Genomic DNA, 18,525 nt, shown 5'->3' on the forward strand with positions numbered 1-18,525 from the left:
GCAGACCCAGGGGGGCCTGCCGCCGACCGGGGAGTCGGCCCAGGGGTGCCGACCGCAGGGGAGGACGAGCAGCAGCCGACCGCCGCCCGCGCCACGCCGCGCCGACGCCTGCGCCAGAGCGTGCCGCGCACCAACCGCGTCTGCCCTCGCTTCAGCGACCCCGAGTGGGCTCTCCTCCAGCGCGCCGCCGCCCGAGCCGACCTCGCTCCTGGCGGCTACACCGCTGCCGCCGCCGTGGCCGCCGCCACGAGCACCGACCCCAGCGCCGCTGTCGCCGACTACCGGCGCGGCATTCAGGAACTCATGGAGTCCAACCGCCAGCTCGGCGCCGTGGGCAACAACCTCAACCAGCTCGCCCACTACGTGAACGCCGGCGGCCAGCCGGGCGCCGAACTCCGCCAGCTCCTGGCCCGCGTCGAAGCCTCCATCGACGCGATCGACGACGCCGTCGACTGGCTCATCCGCCGGTGATCCCCAAGATCCGCACCGGCACCGACCGCGCCTTCCCCCTCATCGACTACCTCTTCGGCCCCGGCAAGCACGAGGAACACACCGACCAGCACCTCGTCGCCTCCTGGAACAACTTCGCCCCCGACCCGGGCCCCAACCCGGAGCGCCACCAAGTCGCCAAACTCGCCAACCAGCTCGACCAGCCGATCAAGGCCCTCGGCCAGCAGGCACCGGCCACCAGGATCTGGCACTGCTCGCTCCGAACCGCCCCCGGCGACCGGCACCTCGACGACGCCGAGTGGGCCACCATCGCCCGGCGCATCGTCCACGCCACCGGCATCGCCCCCGAAGGCGACACCACCGCCTGCCGCTGGGTCGCCGTCCGCCACGCCGACGACCACGTCCACATCGCCGCCACCCTCGCCCGCCAAGACGGCCGCCTCGCCAACCTCTCCTTCGACAAGCGCAAGGCCCAAGCCGAAGCCCGCCTCATCGAGAAGGAGTACGGCCTGCGCCGGCTCAACCCCGGCGACGGCACCGCCGCCAAGAACCCCACCAGCCAGGAACACTTCAAAGCCGAACGCACCGGCCGCACCGAACCCCCACGCGAAACCCTGCGCGAAGCCGTCCGCCAAGCCGTCGCCGGAGCCGACACCGAGCAGGAGTTCTTCACCCGCCTGCGCGAAGCCGGCCTGCGCGTGAAGCTGCGCCACGCCCCCTCCGGCGACGTCCTCGGCTACAACGTCGCCCTGCCCGGCGACCGCAACCGTACCGGCGAGCCCATCTGGTTCCCCGGGTCCAAGCTCGCCCCCGACCTCTCCCTGCCCCGAATCCGCCGCCGCCTCGACGCCGCACCCGCCACCGCAACCCCGGAGCCGGACGACCACCCGGCCCGCGCCGACCGCTCCGCTCCCGCCCGCCGCCGCCGGGACGCCGCCGGCATCGCCGAGCGAACCCTCGCCGTCCTCGACCAGGACGACGACGAAGCCGCCGCCCAGCTCGTCGGCGCCGGCGAACTCCTCGACGCCCTCGCCCAGACCTCCCCGGCCGCCACCCGCGCCGAACTCCGAGCAGCCGCCCGCGCCTTCGACCGCGCCACCCGCAGCCACGTCCGCGCCGAGAACGCCGACATCCGCGCCCTGCGCTCCGCCGCCCGCGGCATCGTCCACGCCGGCAGCGCGCTCGGCCGGGGCGAGGACGGCGGCGCCACCGCCATGGTCCTGTCCACCCTCGTCCTGCTCACCCTCGCCGCCGCCCGCTGGCACTCCGCCCGCGGCCACGCCCAGCAGGCCGCCGCCTCCCGCCAGGCCGCCGACCACCTGTGTACCGCCTACCAGCAGGCTGCCGCCAGCCCGATACGCACGATGCGCGAGGCCGGCCGCATACTTCCCGCAGCCGAACGCCGACGCCACGACACCAACATCCGCACCGTCCTCGGCGACGACCGGCGGCCGTCGGCACCGGGTCGCGACGCCCTGGCCGCGGTCCTCGCGGAAGCCGAGAGGGCTGGCCACGACCCGAAGGCCCTGCTGGAGGAAGCCGCCTCCTGGCGCGAACTCGACACCGCCCACAGCCGCGACGGCGTCCTGGTCTGGCGCATCCGCCGTGTCGCCGACCTTCCTGCGAGCCCTGAGCCCCCGCTCCAGGCTCCGACAACCACCAGGAACGGCGCGAAGCCGGGCCGTCCTGCACAGAACCCCGTCCCGCCGGAACCGGCCCAGCCCGCGATCGACCCGCACCGTCCGACCCCGCGCCGCTAACCCCACCGGCCCGGCGGGCACAAACCCCTCGACACCCGGTCCCACCAGGTGTTACGCAAGAACCCGAGCACCGAATGGAGAGCCCGTGACCAGAACCGACGAGCGCACCACCACCACCCCGAACCCGTCCACCACCACCTCGGCCGCCTCCGACCCCCTCCCGCAGCTGGAGTACGACAGCCGACCTCCGAGCGGCCCGGACGCGGTGCGCCTCGTGAAGTGCCCCACCGAACTGGCGCTCCGCGGAATGCCCGTCATCTGCCCCACCTGCCAAGCGCGCCGAGACTGGCTGCTGATCAACCACCGCCGCCACGTCTGGATCGGCTGCCGCTGCGGCACGGAGCGGCTGGAGCCGGAGATCACCCGCCGAGACTTCGACGCGATGATCTCCGACCCCACCTGGACGCAGTACCGCACCCTCGACGAGGCCCGCGCCGTGCTGGGCTTCGATGGGCTCTTCGCAGGGCTCTACCTGGAGTAACGGGTCGAATTGCATTTGCAACAATTCGACATGCGGCTGACGTGCAGTTCAGCCGGGGGGCGGGATCCAGCCCACACCCCGGCTGGGGCCGTTGACCTGTACCGCCTATCGGATGCAACGAAGTTGCGCCGGATGCAACAACAGGCGATGTGCTTTGTGGATGGTCCGGTGCAGCCGCTAGCTGAGACTTCCACCGGTGGTGGCCATTTTCAGAGGTAGCTGGTCAGCTTGGCGGCTTCTCCGGTCGGTCTTGGAATCGGCTGTCAGCGCAGCCGTCGGCCCGCCAGTCCGGGCCGACAGGAGGCACCGGGCAGGTGCGCGCCAATTTCTGGGGGTCGCACCGCCAGTTGTGCCCTCGGCACGTCCATGTCGTAGGGGTACGCTAACTCCTCATCAGACACTGCGACTTGCGGTCGACTGGGGACGGATTGATGCTGACGTGGATCGAGGCCGGGGCCTTCGGTGCGGGCGGAGGACTGATCGCCGAAGCGGTCGTCACCTACGGACGTTTACATAGCTGGCAAGGGGCTCGACACGCGGCACGGTCTTCAGAGACACCGCTCCCACCGCTCGGCAAGTTCGTCGATCCACTTGCGGACTCACTTGCCGCGCTGGTGCGCGTGCTGCTGGGAGGCGCAGCCGGGTGGCTGCTCCACACCGAGGTCACCGGTATCTACGCAGCGGTGACCGTAGGCGCCTCCGCCCCAGCACTACTGGCCCAGATCGGCCGTGCGACCACACCAAGCGAGGCCGCCCGCGCGCCCGGCGGATTAGAGCCGGACACACGTTCGACTCCAGCGGAACATGGGGGAACCTCTCCCGTCCCCGGGGAGGCGTCGTCATGACCATCAGCTCGGTCACCCGGCGCTCCTGGCGTTCGTTCACTGGCGGCACGATCGCATACCGCTCCCTGACAGGGACTCGCGGCCGCTCGGAGTACACGCTGCGGCAGCGGCTATGGGCCTCACTCATCGGCACAGACTTGCCCGCCGCACCGCTCGCCACCGAGATTGTCCTCCCGGATAATCCCTCCGGGAGCCCGCATTCGGGTTCTGGGGTTGCGTGCGATCGGTCACGTCCGCAGCGGATTGCTCTGGGGTGGTTTCCTCTCCCACAGCTTCCGCGAGCCGGCGGTCTGGCTGCTGCGGGAGGCGACACCGTGCTGCTGGAGGCATCGTCCCCGGACGGCACCGCCCGATTCCTCGTGCGCACGTGGGGGGACTCCGCCCCTGAATACAGCCTGGAACTTGTCGTGCACGGCGTTGAGGGCGCGGCTCCACTTATGGCGGCGGTCAAGTACGTGGGCGGTGCTGGTGCCGAGCAGGTGGTGCTCGTGCCTGTGGCACGGGGACGTTTTGGCCCTGCTGCTTCGTACGTGCGGTTGCCGGGCTTCGCCGGAGAGGAGTGGGCGGCCTCCGTGGCGGCACCGGTGGGTCCGGGCAGTACGTGGGACGTTGCGACGGTCATGCTGTCGGTCGGCGCCTCGCTCAACGATGCGACCCGTGATGCCTGGCGCGAGGTACGGGCGCTGATTTCGGACGTCGGGCTTCGTCACGTCATCGACCGGGAGCTGCAGTGACCTGGGGCATGGGACCGGAGGAGCACGAGAAATCGCGCGATGAAGCCCCCACAGAGAGGTTCGCGGAAGGCCGAGCGGGTTGGCGGGGATCGGCAGGCAGTGCCGGGCCGACGGCTCGGACGACGGTCGAGAAGGTGCTGGAGCGAGCGTCCAGCCCGCAGGCTGCGATCCGGGAATTGCTGGGTGAGTCCGCGCTGTGGTGGAACTGCTGCAGCGAGGCGGTCCAGAGCGATCCGACGTGGCTCGGCGGCCAGAGCTGCGAGGAACTGCGCGCCTGGCTCGGCGCGACCGCGCCCGACCAAGAGCACGCGGTTGCGGTGCGAGCCGATCACCCCCTCTTCCTGGCGAGAATGCTGGTCGCGTCCACGGACGCCGCCGTGGCCAACGACGACGCTCTGCTGCGACTGCTCGGAGCATGGGAGAGCAGCGGGCTGCTGTGCCCGGAAGCCGCTTCCGGCCCCCCGCAGCCCACCGGCAGGGAACTCTCCGCACTCTCGCCCCTACTCGCCAGCGGCATTGACATGCTCCTTCAACGGAGCCAGCAGCTGGCCCAGTCCGCAGCTCCTGGCAGACCGTCGACAGCTGCCAGAGGACTTCTCGTGATCGCCGCGCTCATGATGGCGGGCATCACACCGCTCAGACGCCCTGTCGTGCGGGTCCCCGTGGTCTTCGGCCGTTCATCCGGACCGAACGTAGACGCCCCGGCCGCCGAGGGTGCCACCGGTGTCCTGGAACTGCGCGAGTTCCCGCAGGGACCTGCGGGGCTGTACCCCGATCCCCGGACGATGGACGGGGTGCGCAGCCCCAACGGCCAGTTCGCCTTCGCGCTGGGCACGGCCTGGCGCCTGGCCGCTGTGAAGGCCGAAGACCGCTGCGTGGTGTGGCGGATCATCCTGTCCGACGAACCCTCTGCCCCGGAATGGATCGAAGGGCCTTCTCTCGGCGTCGCCTTCGCGCTCGGGCTCCGTGCCCTGATGCGGAGCCGGCCCGGTGCGGGTCGGCTCCGAGACATCTTCTACGGACTGCGCTCGCGCACCGTGGTGACCGGCGCCCTCGATGCGGACGGCCGGCTGCTCAGGGTTGCGGGCTTGGACGCGAAGCTGCTTGCCGCACGCCGTAAGGGTTTCCGACTGGTGGCACCCGAACTGAACCGGCTCGAAGTCTCCGCAACTGCTCCCCGTCCCGGTGACGTGAAGTTCGCTTCCACCCTGCGCGAGGCCGACCGGTGCGCTCGGCAGTTCCGTACCGGTCGGATCGTTGTCACAGCGCTTGTCCTCGCCGCCGTGACAACGGGGGCATTCGCTCTCCACCAGCACGACCTCGCTCAGGCCCAGCAGCAGAGCGCGCTGATCAGCCAGGTCACCGCACGAGCGGACCAGCTACGCGCCACCGACCCTTCACTGGCAGCCAGAACCGACATCGAGGCATATCGGCTGAATCCCACTGGGGATCGCTACACGCGCTTGGTAGAGGACGCGAACAAGCCCCTGGCCACCGACCTGAGTACTTCGTTTTCCAATGTCTCCAAGGCGGCGTTCAGCCCTGATGGTCGCATCCTCGCCGCAGCTGGCCGTGACAACGACAAAGACACAGGCACAGTGCGGTTCTGGGACATGACGAACCCCACACATCCCGTCGCACTCGGCGAGCCCCTCCGGGTCCCCGGCACCGCCTGGATGGTGTTCAGCCCGGATGGACGCACCCTCGCAACATCCGCCGGCCCACTCCCTGGCAACACCGGCGTACGGCTGTGGAACGTCGCGGACCCAACCCGTCCCCGCGTACTCGGCGCAGCCCTCCCGCACACCGCCGGCGGCAGCCCACTGGCATTCAGCTCCGACGGGCACACGCTGGCCACCGGTACCGATCACTACTGGGACGAACAGCTGTGGGACGTAAGAGACCCCGCTCACCCAACCCCGCTGGGCCAGCCCCTCAAGCACGCCTCCGCGGTCAACGTCGTCACGTTCAGCCCGGACAGTCGGTCCCTTGTCACATCCTCCGTGGACGATGGGGCGCGAATGTGGAACGTCACGGACCCCGCTCATCCCATTCTGCTCGGCAACTTCTGGACCGCTCTCAGTAGCGCGATATTCACTCCGGACAGCCATACCCTCGCCGTCGCTTCCAAGGGAGCCGTCCAACTGCTGAATGTGGCTGACCCCACGCACGTGGGTGCGTTGGGAGGCCCCGTGACCAGTTCCCTCGGCGGCCTCAACGCGATAGCGCTGAGCGCCAACGGCCGCACGCTTGCCACCCCCGGCGCAGAGCGGACATTCCGACTGTGGAACATTGCTGACCCTGCCAGCCCGACGTCCATCGCCCCGCCGCTGGCCAGCCCCTACGTAACCGCTATGTCGTTCGCCCGTGACGGTCGCACAATCGCTACAACCAGCGGTGACCGCACCGTACACCTGTGGCACCTGCCCGCCACAATGCTGACCGGCCACACCAAAGTCGTCTCCTCGACCGTTCCATCTCCCAACGGCCAGATTCTCGCCTCTGCATCGAACGACGAGACCGTGTGGCTGTGGAACATCTCGAACCCTGCTCTCCCCACCCCCCTCAGCATGCTCACGAAATTCGGCAGCACCGTTTTGTCCCTGGCGTTCAGCCCCGACAGCCGCATCCTCGCGACCGTCGCCAACGGCGACAAGCGCGTGATCCTCTGGGATCTCACTGAACCGACCAGGCCCACTATCCTCGCCCCGATCAATTTCCCCGAAGGAGTTGGGACCAGGGTCAACTCGGTGGCCTTCAGCCCCGACGGCCGCACCCTCGCCACTGCCAGCGGCACCGCCGTCGTTGGTGGCGACAACAGCGTGAGACTGTGGGACATGTCGGACCCCGCTCATCCACGACCGCGCGGCCAGCCGATCACCGGTGACGGTGACACCAACATGTTCATGAACTTCGTGTTCAGCCCGGACGGACGCACCCTCGTCATCGCTGGCCGCTACTCCTCTGGCACGGTGCAGTTGTGGGATGTAACCGATCCGGACCATCCGACCCGCTCTGGGCCGTCCATCCCCGGCGGCGCCGGCTCGATGGCGCTCAGCCCAGACGGTCACACCCTCGTCACGATCACGGATACTGGCGTTGCCGGTGCCACAGGCGACGGCGACGTCAAGTTGTGGAACATCTCCGACCACAACCACCCGACCCCCCTCGGCCGAGCACTCAGCGGCTACACGAGCCGTGTCAGCGCCCTGGCCTTCAGCCCCGACGGGAAGATTCTTGCCACCAACGGAGCCGGAGCGGGTGTGCGCTTGTGGAACGTCACGGACCCGGCCCACCCAGCGGTGATCGGCCAACCCCTCGCCATCAGTACCGCCGAACCCACCTCACTGGCATTCAGCCCCGATGGCCAAACCCTCGTCACCGGCGGACAGGACAACACCGTTCGACTGTGGCCGCTGGCAGTGGATGAGAACATCCGACAGATCTGCGCTAACACCGACACCCCGAGCCGCCCGCAGTGGCAGCAGTACCTTTCCATGCTCTCTTACCACTCCACCTGCGGCTAACGGCGACGGGATCCCCGCCCGACCACCGCGTACCGCATGCCGCCCAGCCAGTACATACCTGCGACCAACAGCCGCAACCGCGCGAGAAGACCATCAACTGGCTCCAGCCGAGGAACCCCAACCACCTGGCTCCACACGGCATTCAGAACGTCTACACGACCACCCGTCAGATCCGCCTTGCCAGGAATGCGACAGCATGGGAATGAGTACTCTTCGCCGGTATAGCGAGCAGATAGTCAGCTGATGTGACGCCCTGTAATTGTTGCACCGGCTGGTGAATAGTAGTTCCGAAGGAAATGGAATTCCCTCTGTCGGGGAATCCGACGGGGCATCTGTCCGTCTCTGTCTTTGCTGCGACTTTGTCTCCTGCCAGCAATAGATCCAGTGCGAGGCGCCGGAACGGCAGAAGTTGGGTCAGCCGATCGTGAAGTATGCGACCTCGGGACCGTAGCCGGCTAGGAAGCCGTCGCTTTTGGCCGCAACAGTTTGTGATGGGTGCCGCAGATAGCAATTGCGGAGCCCGCGTCCATCACTGACGTTCCAGATGATCGCAGTCTCGTCTTGGCTGGTGGTGATGGCGAGGGGGTACCGTCCGTGGCGGTGACTGTGGCTACAGCGTAGACCCCGCGGGTGTGGCCGGTGATGGTGTGCAGGTGCTCGCCGGTGGCGGTATTCCAGGCGATCGCCGGTCACGATGGCTCGCTGGTGTGGTCGGTGTGGAGGTCGCTGCGGTAGCCCTGGCCACGGGGTGTCCAGTTCTGCAGGGTGCTGGGTCTCCAGCGTGGGCGGCCCGGGATGCTGTCGTCGTCGGGGGTGGGCAAAGCACCGCTGCTCTTGCGGCTACGGGCGGCGCCGATGTCCAGGTGCGCGGCGACCTCGGTGTAGCCCCAGAGTGGCTGGCTGGCGGCCAGCGCGGTGTCCTTCCTCGCTGTTCCGGTGATGAGCGCACGGGGCGGCGGGCGGGTGGGGGTACAGCAAGGCCGCCCCGGCCGGTTCGGCACGGGGCGGCCATCTGTGATGGTGGTCAGGAGTCGGCGAGCTGGTTGGCGAGTTCGAGCGCGGCGGTCGCCACGAGGAGGGCGGAGCACAAGCCGGTGACTTCGCGCAGGGTGGGGTGGACGAGGCGGGGCCAGTCGTCTCCGGCGGCGGGCCAGGAGGCGAGGGGCACCACGGTGGTGGCGAGGCCGAGATGGGCGGTGACGTCCCAGCCGGCCTCGGATGCGGGTTCCCAGCGCAGGAGGATGCGGCCGAAGGGGAGCTGGGGCGCGGTGTTCGGGATCCAGAGGACCTTGATCGGGTCGCCGGTGTGGGCGGGGACGCTGTGGACGAGTGCTCCGCGCGCCCACGGTGGCACGGGGTGGAGGGCGAAGCGGTCGAGCGGGTGGGGAAGGCGGGGGCGGTAGTCGGTGGGGATTAGGTCTTCCTTCGGTCGGCGGCGTGGGTCAGGCCCAGGCGAGCTGGTCGCGGACGTCAGACGGGAGGTAGTCCTCCTGGCCGTCCTCGCTGATGTAGGCGATGCCGTTCTGGACGACGATGTCCGTGCCGACGTAGTGGGCGAAGGGCCAGTCGGGGTTCACGGCGAGGCGGACCCGCAGGTTCGGGTCGAGGGGCTGGAGTTGGGCGAGCAGGTGGCCGAGGGTGAGGTGCTGTGGCATGGCGGTTCTCCAGGAAGGGGCGGTGTGGTGAGCGGGCGGAGCGACGGCGGTGGTCACGGAAGGTCGGTGCGGGGCATCGGTGCGGGGGCGCGCAGGCGGTGGCGAGGCCGGATGAGGACGGGGTCGTCGGCGGGCCACGGGTCGCAGGTGTCCCACGGGTAGCCGGTGGTGAGGACGACGGTGCCGTTCGGGCCTTGGACTTCCGGCAGGCCGCAGACCCCGCAGCCGCAATCCGGGTGGTAAGGCCCGGGGCTGGCCGGGTAGGGGCCGGCGGCGAAGCAGTCGGCCCGGGGAAGGCGGCCGGGCACGGTGGGTTGGAAGGCGGAGACGATCAGGTCGCCGGGCCGGACCTGGTCGGCGCGGACGATCCGCAGGTGGGGGCTCGCGAGGATGCGGCGGCTCGCGCCGTGCTCGGAGGCGGCGGTGACGACCACCGGGTGGAAGTCGACGTGGCGGGTACTCGTGGTGCCTCCTTCGGGGACACGGGTGATCAGTCGGCGAGGCGGTACGACCGCAGGGCCAGCGGTTCGTCCTCGGTGTCGAGCACCACCAGGCCGTCGGTGGCCAGACGGTCGAGCGATCTGGCGACCGCGCGGTTGCGTAGGCCGAGGGCGGTGCCGATCTGGCCGACGCGGGCGCCGTTGGGCCTCTTGGTGAGGTGGGCGACGATCAGCGTGTCCCGGCGCAGGCCGTCCGCGTGGATGTCGTCGAAGGCCAGCAGCAAGCCGCCTGAGCTGAGGGCGAGTCCGAGCACGAACGCGGCCGACCCGGGCGGGACGGAGAAGGCGTTGGCCAGGCCGAGCACGGCGATGGCCGGGCCGGGGATGCGCGTGAGGTCGATGGTGATCGTCAGGGTGTCGTCCTTCGTCGAAGCGGTAATCCGGTGGTCAGGAGCGCTGGTGGGGAAGGAGCCGGGCTTCGCCGCCGTGGGCCTCGATCAGCTCCCGGACCAAGGCGACGGGGACGTGCAGGTACACGGAGTCGGTGGGGTCGTTCTCCTCGGACCCCGCGTCGAGGTGGGTGCGCCAGGCGTTCCACGGTTCGGGTCGCTGGCTGGGGAAGCCGATCTCCAGTGTCTCGGCGGGCAAGAGGAAGGCGTCGACGGGGTCAGGGGCGAGTACCGAGAGGCTGAAGCCGTCGCTGCAGACGATGTTGCTCTCCTGCACGGCGCGGCCGAGCGGGTTGCGGGGAGTGCCGTGGGCAATGGCGTGGTCGAGCCTGGGTGTTGCCAATTGGTGATCCATTCACGGGTGTTGGGTCAATGGATCGGGTCGGCGACGAGCGCGGCGAGGAATCCGGCGATGGCCTCGGAGGGGGTGTGGAGGCCGAACTCCTGGGTCCAGGCATCGGCGTGGTCGGGTCGGACCTGCACGCGCCAGACGATGCCGCGCCGCCAGGCGCCGGGGTCCTCGGGTAGCCAGCCGACGTAGACGCGCCCGTCCGGGCTGGTGCAGTGCATGTTGGCCTCGGGGGTGTCCACGGTGGCCCAGCCGAGTCCACCGAGCAGGGACAGGACCGACTCCGCACAGTGGTCGGAGGAGAGCCAGTTGCGTTCCTCGGCAATGGGGCGGACGGGGGCGGGCAGCAGGGTGCCGGGCGTGTTCATGGAGCTGGATCCCTTCGTTGACCTGCGGTTTCGGCGACATGAGTACGTTGACATGCGATGTACCGAAGCTCGTAGTCGTTTCCGGCGGTGATCGGTCTGCCGTGGGCGAACTGAGGCGGGAATGGATCGGCGGGGCTCGGTGCTGACACGGGGTTACGGCGAGGGGCCGTACGCAGGTCTGAAGGGGGGCGGCGTTGGAGCCGAGCAGAGGTCGTGACATGGCGGCGCTGGAGCGCAAGATCCGCAGCGCGGGCCGGGCGTGGACGAGGGGCGACATCGCCATGATCGCCGACGGCCAGTGGGCCGTGAACACGGCGAGCCGTGCCGAGCAGGCGCAGGCCGAGGTGGTCGAGGCCAGGCTGGCGGACGGCCGGCGTGTGGAGCTGACGCTGGACGAGCTGGCCCACGTGGTGGGCGCCGCCGACCCGGGCGCCCACCACGACCAGGACGTGAACTGACCGTCCGCTACTGCCGGTTCGCGGCCGAGGCAGCTGGAGCGGCTGCGGTCGGCGGGGCGGGCCGTTCCGCAGGAAGACTCACCGGACGGGGAGCGTGCGTGCTGCGCGCGGTGGCGGCCTTCACACGCTCGGCGCCGGGACCGTTCTGGTCCTGCAGGGCGAGTTCGCGGGCATCGACGACGTGGCAGATCGCCCGCAGGGCGGTGCTGGTCTCGGCGTGGGCGGTCCGCAGGGCACTCGCCGATTCCGTGATCCGGTCGAGGTCGTAGAAGGCGGGGATGTGGCCAGGATGAGTTAGGGCGTGCAGCCGTTCTTGGTGCACGGCAATGGAGTTGGAGACCACGGTGAGGTAGCCGCGGCTGTGCATGGCCGCGCGCAGCAGGGGGTCCTCGACGGGGCGGCGGACCGCGGCCTGCTCCAGGTCGGCGATCGGCCGGCCCCAGGTCTTCTCGATCATCGCGTCGGCGTGCTCCAGGGCGGTGACGTCGGGCACGGGGTTCCTCCGGGGTGCGGGTGGTCAACGGGAGCGTCCGGCCGAGGCGGCCGGGAGTGCCGGAGGGCGGGTGGTGGTGCTGTAGGCGAGCGCGGACGGCGCGGTGCGGGGGACGGAGAGCGAGCGGGAGGTGGCCGCCCGCACGCGCGCCACCTCAAGGGGGCTGGGCGCCGTCGGCGTCGCGGTGGCGACGGCTGGCAGGTGCGCCAGATCGACGTGCCGCATGTACCGGTTGACCGGTACCGGGTCGGTGACGGCGGTGGTGAGGGTCTGGAGCAGGTGCTCGGGCAGGCGCGAGGAGGCGGTGGCGTACCAGATGCCTCGGGGCGGGCCGACCTCGAACAGCCAGCGCTCGGTGTCGCCGGCCATCTCGGCTTCGTGCCGCAGTGGGTTGTCCCGCCGGTGGAGCTGGATGAGGCGGTCGGGCGACTGGTAGCTCAGGAACGGGGTGGCGGGGTCCAGGCGCCAGCCGTCGGTCAGGAGCCGGAGGGTGGTGTCGGCTCCGGACGTTCGGCCGCCGCCTCCCAGGTAGGCCTCGGGGCCCTGCGCGTAGGCGTCGGCGAGCGCGGCGGTGAAGTCCTCGACGACCTCGGGTGGTGTGCGGTCGTCGAAGGTGACCAGCCACTGCGGCGGGGCGGAAGGTGTTCGCCAGCTCGTCCCTGCTGAGCGCCCAACCGGCGTCCAGAAGGCGCTGGATGGCCGGGGAGCCGTTGGCGTCCCCGTTGGCGAGGTAGCGGGGGGTGATCCGGTACTCGCGGGGCTTCTCGGGGGTGTACGGCATCGGATCGTCCAGGGTCAGCGGCGGTGTGCGGCGGTGGGTACGGGTCGGGCGGCGGACGGGGTGGCGGGCGCGGCCGACCGACTGCGGGGTGCCGGGTGGGCGCCGGCGGCTTCGGAGGGCGGCCGGGCGGTGAGGTGGGGCAGGTGGTGGGCGGGGATATCGCAGCGTTGCCGCACCGCGGGTGCGGGTGAGCTGAAGAGGAGAGTGGCGCGAACGAGGGGGTAGAAGGGCACGCCGGTGGTGAAGTCTGCACGCCAGGAGGGGTTTCGCAGGTTGCCCGCGAGCATGCTCCAGGCCGGCGGGGTCTGGCCAGCGGCTTCGGCGTCGGGCGGCTGGTGGCCCACGCGGTGCCGGTAGACGGCGGTCCGGTCGGGTGCGACCTGGTCGTGGAAGCCCGGGGGGCTCTGGTCAGGCCACCAGCCGCGGTCGGCGAGGACGGAGGCGGGGGTGCGCGGGAGGTGGTGGGGGCCGCCATGCAGGTAGTCGCGGTGCCCGCTGCGCAGGCCGTGGACGAGGGTGGTCATGAAGGCGGCGGTGATCTCAGCGGGAGTGCCGGGTGCGAACGCCGCACGCCACAGCGGGGCGGAGCCGGGCGAGCGGTAGCCGTGGACGGTCCAGGCGCCAGGGCGGCCGGGCGCAGGTCCGCCGGTGATGATGGCGGTTCGGCAGGGGCTGGTGAAGCGGAGTGCTCCGTCGGACGAGCGGTCTCGGTCCCAGCCGGGGGAGGTGTCGAGCGCGTCAGTGATGAGCCGTTGGTCACCGGGGCCGGCGAGACGAAGCGGGTGGACGAGCAAGAGGGAGGTAGAGAGCACCGGGAGGATCCTGAACGGGGAGCGGGCCCGCATGCCGTCGGCGGCGAGGACGGGTGCGGCGGTGTGCGGAGCGGGGAGTCGGAGATGGGGGAGGGGGTCTGGGGCGGGTGTTCACGGCGGTCACCGCCCGCGGGAGGGACGGGAAGCCGCTGTCACTGCTGCGGGGACGCGGGGCTGTGGGGCGGGGGCGTGGCTGAAGAGATTGGTGGGGGCGGGGCTTCGCCGGAGTGCCGCCGCGGTTCGTACGGTGTCCACTCCGGTGACGAGGGTCCGGGTGGCGGCCGGCATCCGAACGGCCGGGGCGGCCGAGTGCCGGTTGTCCCACTGCTGCACGGCGGTGTACACGGGGGCGAGGGCGCGACCGGCGTCGGTCAGGATGTAGGGGTCGCCGTGCCGGGAGCCGGCGCGGGCGACCAGGCCGTCGGCCTGCATGCGGTTGAGCCGGGTGGCGATGAGTCGCTCGGAGACGCCGACGCGCTCCCCGAGGTGGCTCACCCGCGTGCTCCCGTGTTCCGAGAGCAGCCGGACCACCTCGGTGGTGTCCACCAGGTGCAGACGGCGCAGGGCGTCCTCGATCCGGTCGGACCGGCCCTGCGGTGCGTGGTCGAGGTGTTCGGAGGACCACTGGGTGACCGCGCGGTAGAGCGGGCCGAGCGTCCGCGCGCCGACGCTGAGCCTGTACGGCGCCCAGCGGTCGAACGTGGCGTCGCGGTCCACCAGCCCGGCGTCCGCCATGGCGGAGAGGCGCCTGCTGACGTACGGCTGGTTGACCGCCGGATGGTGGTGGGCGATGTCGCGCACGCGCATCTCCGGGCCGTACTTGGCGATCGTGTGGACGAAGTGCGTGGACCACTTCGGGGCCAGCTGGCGCAGGACGCTCTCCACGCGTGCCGCGTCGGCGGTGGTCATGGTGGTGGTCGGCTGGGCGGGCATGATCCGGGGAACTCCTGGTCAGCGCGTGCGGGCGGAGGACGAGGTCCACGCCGGGGATGCGGCAAGCGGTGCGGAGGCGGCTGGAGGGGCAGCGGCGGGGGCCACGCTGCGGTAGAGGGCGGCGGCCTCGCGCAGGCGGGCGGCTGGGGAGGCTTCCAACGCCTTCCGGCCCACCGGGGTGAGCGAGACCATGCGCCCCACCCGGGCGGCGTCCGTTGCGGTGTCGGCCGCGATCAGGCCGGCGGCGACCAGCGGCTCGACGGTCTCGGCCTTGACCGGCGCTCCGCGGCCGTTGCCGTGGATGACCTCCTTGCCGCAGAGCACGTTCTCGCGCATCCACAGATCCCCGAGCTGCACCTCGCGCAACGCCCTGCGTGGGGTGCCCTGTTCGTCCGTGGGCTGCCCGGCGTACTCGCCGCGCTCGACGGGCGACAGCGTCTCGACGGCCGTCTTCGCGGCGGCGGTCAGCTCGCGGTGGACGCCGTCGATGGCGGTGACGGACGCGGCGAGGTACCAAGCGAGGCTGGCCTCGGGACTCTCCTCGGGTTCGCGCCGCAGCAGGGTCCAGACGTCGTCCACACCGAGCCGCTCGTAGACGCGGTGCGCGGCGGGCTTCGCCAACTGGTCGTGCGGGTTCACTCGGTCGTCTCCATCCGGGCGATGAGGGAACGGACCAGGGTGGGCAGGCTGTCCGGGCCGTTGCCGCCCAGGCGAACGAAGCTGACCGACTCCTTGAGGAGCTCGTGGGCGTCCTCGGTCAAGGCGCCGACGATCTCCATGCAGGCGTCGGTGAAGTCCGAGGCGGCGCCCTCGGCCCGGCCCAGGACCTGGAGGTAGAGGCCGGGCGGGAGCGCGGCTTCGGCCGCCAGGGCGGTGACCGTCTCCTGGTCGCTCGGGGTGTAGCCGGAGAGGTCGAAGCCCTCCAGCTCCCCGGGGACGGTGGGCGCGGCACCGGGGCGCGGTGGAAGACCGGCCATGGTGGCCAGGACGTCGACGGTCTGCGTCAGTTCGGAGAGCGACTCGGTGAGCCAGCCCAGGGCGGAGGCGTAGGAGGCCAGGGTGAACAGGGTGGCCGGGGCGGTCGGCAGCTCCTCGTCGAGCAGGTCCTCCATGCGGTCCGCGAGGGCCGTGAGCACCTCGGGCCCGGCGGCGAGCGGGCCGAGGACGGGGTGGAGGTAGGAGCGGGAGAGCGGCGTGGAGTGCTGGGTGGTGACGATGCCGGAGACGGCTTCGGCGGCCTCGACGAGCCAGGTGGCGAGTTCGGCGTGGGCGGGGACGGTGGCCATCATCGGGCCTTTCGGGAAGCGGGGGTGGTGGCGTAGCCGGGGGAGGTGGTGGTGTAGGCGGGGCCGGGGGCAGCTGCGGGTGCCAGGCGTGTGGAGCGGGCGCGGGCGGCGCGCACCCGGGTGTCCTCGGCGGGGCTGAGGCCGGCGGGGAGGTTGAGGCCGGTGCGGTCCAGGCGGTTCTGGGCGGAGCGGTAAACCGCGTAGTCCAGCCGCGGGCCGGCGGCGACGAGGTGGACCTCGCGTGCGTGCTTCGAGGCCGGCGGGGCGTCGCGGAACTGCACGACCAGGCGGTGGCTTGCCCACTGGTCGCCGACGCCGAGGTAGATCTTGTGGCAGCCCTCCAGCCGGCCGTCGAGGCGCTTGGCGACGCGCTCGCCGTGCACGAGGTCCTGCAGGTGCAGCAACGCCTGGTCGCGGACGGCGTCGGGGAGTTGGCGCAGGTCGGCAATGGCGTCGGGGTGGGCGGAGAATCCGAACTTCGCGCGGCTCACAGCGACCGCCCCCGATCGGGCTGTGCGACGGCTACGGCTGCGGGCGCGGCGGCGAGAACGTCGGTGGCGGTGACGGCGGCCGGGGCGGTGGTGCTGCGGGCGAGGGCGGCGCGGGTACGCAGGGCCGCTGCATCGAGGCGGTACTCCGGCGCGTCGGGCAGCGGAGTGGAGCGCTGCTCCAGCCAGTTCTCGGCGGCGGCGTGGTTGGCGAACGCCCCCTCGCGCACCGTGTAGGTGTACTGGTCGGGCTGGAGCGTTTCCAGGAACAGCCGGACGGGCAGCTCCTTGTCCTGGCGGTCGACGGCGATGCTCCAGCCCTCGACGTCGGACCCGTCGATGACCTGGTAGTCGACGACCGCAAGGCCCTCGCCCGAGCGCCGGATGCGGTCCTCGACCTGGACGGTCAGCTCGTCGGCGGGCTTGGCGACGTCGATGGTCGGCGCGAGCGCGTCCGGAGGGCAGCCGCGGTTGACGAGCCAGTTCTGCGCGAACGAGAAGGTGGCGTGCTTGGACCTGTGCATGCTGAAGGTCGCCTGGCTGCTGTCGCGCACGAGATCGAAGGAGGCGATGTTGGGCATGTTGGGGTAACCCCAGGTGGCCGAGGCATCGAAGGCGATGATGAAACTGCGGTCGCCCACATCGTGCTGGGAGATCGTCTTGAAGTCGCTGACCCAAGTGGAGTCGTACAGTTCGGCGGTGTGCTCGTCGGAGGGTTCGAGGTCGTCGAGTCGGAAGTCGGTGTCCTTCATGCGGCGAGTCCCAGCTGGTCGGGGGTCGACAGGACGCGGTGGGCCGGCCGGGAGGGGCTCGTAGTGCACGCGGCGAACGGACCGTCCGGAGAGCGGAGTTGGGCGATGGCGTGGTCGAGGTGGTCGCGATGCCACGTCGAAGGGCCGCCCTGGCCGGCCTCGGCGGCGGTCAGCTGCTGCCAGGCCAGCCACAGCGCGTGGAGGCGGGCGACGGCTTCGGGGTGCTCGGGCCACCTCGCGCACCACGGGCGGGTGGAACCGATCTCGCGGCCGTAGACGGGCAGCAGGATGTGGGTGACCCAGAACGAGAGCTCGGCCAGCTCGGCGGCGTACTGGGCGCCGCCCATCGCGAGGATGAACAGCGGCGGAGCGGCCTCGGGCGCGTCCTCGCCGCCGGTGCCCGGCTCGATGGAGCCGGACCCTGTCTCGTCGTCGGGTTCGGAGCCGAGACGGTCGAGGATCACGCCGTGCTGGCGGACCTCGGCCATGGTGCGGTTCAGGGCGCTGACGAGGTCGTCGAGGTCCTCGTCGGGGATGCGGATTGGCTCGGGCTCGGAGGCGCCCGGCAGCGGATCGGACTCGGACATGGCACATCCAGGAGGTTCGGACGGACGGGGAGGTCGGGGTCGGAAGGTCTTCTTCGGGTCACGGCAGGGCTCCGGTGAAGCAGTCGTTGAGGGAGATGGAACGCGGGAAAGGCGGCTTGATCCGGCCGCCGATTGGTGCTAGGCGCAGGCCAGTTGGGTGCTGTTGTCCTGGACGAGGCGCAGGCCGAGGGCGACGGCGTCGGCGAGGGCGCCGGTGAGCGGGTGGCCGGAGGCGGCGAGCTTGGCGGGGTGGTGCAGTCCGCCGGTGTGCAGCACGGCGTGCGCGCCGTTGGCGTGGGCGGCGGTGGCGTCGTCGACGGCGTCGCCGACCAGCAGCACCCGGTGCGCCCGGTCGGTGAGGCCGAGGGCGTGCAGGTGGGCGGTGAGCGGGGCGGCCTTGGTGCCGCCGGAGGGTCCGGTGCGGCCCTCGTACCGGGTGAAGAAGTGCCCGATGCCGGCCTGCTCTACTTCGCGGACCAGGGTGTCGTGCGGGCACAGGGACAGGAGTGACTGGGTGTGGCCGGCCTCGCGCAGGGCGGTCATCAGCTCGGGTGCGCCGTCGCGCACGCGCACCGGCTGGGCGCGCAGGTGGGCGAGGAAGGCGTTGTCGCTGGAGATCCACTCCTGCTCGGTGATCGTGCGGCCGAGTAGGCGGGCGTAGAAGTTGGGGATCGGGACGGTGTGCTTGGCCCGGTAGGTCTCCCGGTCGACCGGGGCGCCACCGAGGGCGGGCAGGGTCGCGTTCAGCGCGGCGACGTGGTCGTCGAGGTCGTCTTTGACTGTTCCGTTCCAGTCCCAGACAACGTGTATGCGGGTGGCGGGAGTTGCGGCGGCGAAGAGGGAGGTGTTCACGGCGAGTCCTTCGGGATGAGCTTGG

At 70.9% G+C, this 18,525-nt stretch carries 22 protein-coding genes; 6 read left to right on the forward strand and 16 right to left on the reverse strand.

The window, feature by feature from the left end; genetic code table 11:
- Window positions 1–45 precede the first annotated feature (45 nt).
- From ACFRQN_RS16260 to ACFRQN_RS16280, 5 genes are all read left to right on the forward strand, one after another.
- Window positions 46–471 carry a MobC family plasmid mobilization relaxosome protein gene (locus ACFRQN_RS16260; RefSeq protein ID WP_380740936.1) on the forward strand — a complete coding sequence of 142 codons (426 nt, stop codon included), beginning with the start codon at window positions 46–48 and terminating at the stop codon, window positions 469–471.
- The gene (locus ACFRQN_RS16265; RefSeq protein ID WP_380740937.1) at window positions 468–2,210 is read left to right on the forward strand and encodes a relaxase/mobilization nuclease domain-containing protein; all 1,743 of its coding nucleotides are present in this window, start codon (window positions 468–470) and stop codon (window positions 2,208–2,210) included. The genes ACFRQN_RS16260 and ACFRQN_RS16265 overlap by 4 nt, the downstream gene beginning before the upstream one ends.
- A gap of 85 nt (window positions 2,211–2,295) precedes the next feature.
- Entirely contained in the window at window positions 2,296–2,691 is a 396-nt protein-coding gene (locus tag ACFRQN_RS16270; protein ID WP_380740938.1) for a hypothetical protein, read from the forward strand.
- Window positions 2,692–3,850: 1,159 nt separating this feature from the next.
- Window positions 3,851–4,270: a hypothetical protein gene (locus tag ACFRQN_RS16275; protein ID WP_380740939.1), complete on the forward strand. Its 420-nt coding sequence runs from the start codon at window positions 3,851–3,853 to the stop codon at window positions 4,268–4,270.
- On the forward strand, window positions 4,267–7,797 hold the full coding sequence (locus ACFRQN_RS16280; RefSeq protein ID WP_380740940.1) for a hypothetical protein: 3,531 nt from the start codon (window positions 4,267–4,269) through the stop codon (window positions 7,795–7,797). Before ACFRQN_RS16275 ends, ACFRQN_RS16280 begins: the two co-directional genes overlap by 4 nt.
- Before the next feature lie 1,024 nt (window positions 7,798–8,821).
- On the opposite strand, the gene ACFRQN_RS16285 is transcribed toward ACFRQN_RS16280, so the two are convergent.
- The 6 genes from ACFRQN_RS16285 to ACFRQN_RS16310 form a co-directional block, all read right to left on the reverse strand.
- Window positions 8,822–9,151: an esterase gene (locus tag ACFRQN_RS16285; RefSeq protein WP_380740941.1), complete on the reverse strand. Its 330-nt coding sequence runs from the start codon at window positions 9,149–9,151 to the stop codon at window positions 8,822–8,824.
- Window positions 9,152–9,239: 88 nt separating this feature from the next.
- A complete protein-coding gene (locus ACFRQN_RS16290) occupies window positions 9,240–9,452 on the reverse strand; it encodes a hypothetical protein (protein ID WP_380740942.1) in 213 nt (70 codons plus the stop codon).
- A 53-nt stretch (window positions 9,453–9,505) separates the two neighbouring features.
- Entirely contained in the window at window positions 9,506–9,886 is a 381-nt protein-coding gene (locus tag ACFRQN_RS16295) for a hypothetical protein (RefSeq protein WP_380740943.1), read from the reverse strand.
- Between the two features lie 56 nt (window positions 9,887–9,942).
- Window positions 9,943–10,257: a hypothetical protein gene (locus ACFRQN_RS16300; protein WP_380740944.1), complete on the reverse strand. Its 315-nt coding sequence runs from the start codon at window positions 10,255–10,257 to the stop codon at window positions 9,943–9,945.
- 82 nt (window positions 10,258–10,339) lie between these two features.
- The gene (locus tag ACFRQN_RS16305; protein ID WP_380740945.1) at window positions 10,340–10,684 is read right to left on the reverse strand and encodes a hypothetical protein; all 345 of its coding nucleotides are present in this window, start codon (window positions 10,682–10,684) and stop codon (window positions 10,340–10,342) included.
- A 26-nt stretch (window positions 10,685–10,710) separates the two neighbouring features.
- Window positions 10,711–11,058, reverse strand: a complete 348-nt coding sequence (locus ACFRQN_RS16310; RefSeq protein WP_380740946.1) for a DUF317 domain-containing protein — start codon at window positions 11,056–11,058, stop codon at window positions 10,711–10,713.
- A gap of 218 nt (window positions 11,059–11,276) precedes the next feature.
- Between ACFRQN_RS16310 and ACFRQN_RS16315 the strand changes: the two genes are divergently transcribed.
- Complete coding sequence (locus ACFRQN_RS16315; protein WP_380740947.1) at window positions 11,277–11,516, forward strand: hypothetical protein; 240 nt, start codon at window positions 11,277–11,279, stop codon at window positions 11,514–11,516.
- Window positions 11,517–11,523: 7 nt separating this feature from the next.
- Here the strand turns inward: ACFRQN_RS16315 and ACFRQN_RS16320 are convergent, their stop codons facing one another.
- From ACFRQN_RS16320 to ACFRQN_RS16365, 10 genes are all read right to left on the reverse strand, one after another.
- Window positions 11,524–12,009 (reverse strand): hypothetical protein, encoded by a 486-nt coding sequence (locus tag ACFRQN_RS16320; protein ID WP_380740948.1) that lies wholly within the window; start codon window positions 12,007–12,009, stop codon window positions 11,524–11,526.
- 24 nt (window positions 12,010–12,033) lie between these two features.
- Window positions 12,034–12,795, reverse strand: a complete 762-nt coding sequence (locus ACFRQN_RS16325) for a DUF317 domain-containing protein (RefSeq protein WP_380740962.1) — start codon at window positions 12,793–12,795, stop codon at window positions 12,034–12,036.
- A gap of 9 nt (window positions 12,796–12,804) precedes the next feature.
- Window positions 12,805–13,602, reverse strand: coding sequence for a DUF317 domain-containing protein (locus tag ACFRQN_RS16330; protein WP_380740949.1), 798 nt, complete (start codon window positions 13,600–13,602; stop codon window positions 12,805–12,807).
- 120 nt (window positions 13,603–13,722) lie between these two features.
- Window positions 13,723–14,535 (reverse strand): winged helix-turn-helix transcriptional regulator, encoded by an 813-nt coding sequence (locus tag ACFRQN_RS16335; protein ID WP_380740950.1) that lies wholly within the window; start codon window positions 14,533–14,535, stop codon window positions 13,723–13,725.
- Window positions 14,536–14,553: 18 nt separating this feature from the next.
- Window positions 14,554–15,174, reverse strand: a complete 621-nt coding sequence (locus ACFRQN_RS16340; RefSeq protein ID WP_380740951.1) for a hypothetical protein — start codon at window positions 15,172–15,174, stop codon at window positions 14,554–14,556.
- Window positions 15,171–15,824 carry a hypothetical protein gene (locus ACFRQN_RS16345; RefSeq protein WP_380740952.1) on the reverse strand — a complete coding sequence of 218 codons (654 nt, stop codon included), beginning with the start codon at window positions 15,822–15,824 and terminating at the stop codon, window positions 15,171–15,173. Before ACFRQN_RS16345 ends, ACFRQN_RS16340 begins: the two co-directional genes overlap by 4 nt.
- Window positions 15,821–16,312 (reverse strand): hypothetical protein, encoded by a 492-nt coding sequence (locus ACFRQN_RS16350; RefSeq protein WP_380740953.1) that lies wholly within the window; start codon window positions 16,310–16,312, stop codon window positions 15,821–15,823. Before ACFRQN_RS16350 ends, ACFRQN_RS16345 begins: the two co-directional genes overlap by 4 nt.
- On the reverse strand, window positions 16,309–17,061 hold the full coding sequence (locus tag ACFRQN_RS16355) for a glycosyl hydrolase (protein ID WP_380740954.1): 753 nt from the start codon (window positions 17,059–17,061) through the stop codon (window positions 16,309–16,311). Before ACFRQN_RS16355 ends, ACFRQN_RS16350 begins: the two co-directional genes overlap by 4 nt.
- Window positions 17,058–17,648: a DUF4913 domain-containing protein gene (locus tag ACFRQN_RS16360; protein WP_380740955.1), complete on the reverse strand. Its 591-nt coding sequence runs from the start codon at window positions 17,646–17,648 to the stop codon at window positions 17,058–17,060. Before ACFRQN_RS16360 ends, ACFRQN_RS16355 begins: the two co-directional genes overlap by 4 nt.
- 138 nt (window positions 17,649–17,786) lie before the next feature.
- Window positions 17,787–18,500 carry an HAD family hydrolase gene (locus ACFRQN_RS16365; protein ID WP_380740956.1) on the reverse strand — a complete coding sequence of 238 codons (714 nt, stop codon included), beginning with the start codon at window positions 18,498–18,500 and terminating at the stop codon, window positions 17,787–17,789.
- Window positions 18,501–18,525 lie beyond the last annotated feature (25 nt).

Source organism: Kitasatospora sp. NPDC056800 (assembly GCF_042789775.1).
Classification (GTDB): Bacteria; Actinomycetota; Actinomycetes; order Streptomycetales; family Streptomycetaceae; genus Kitasatospora.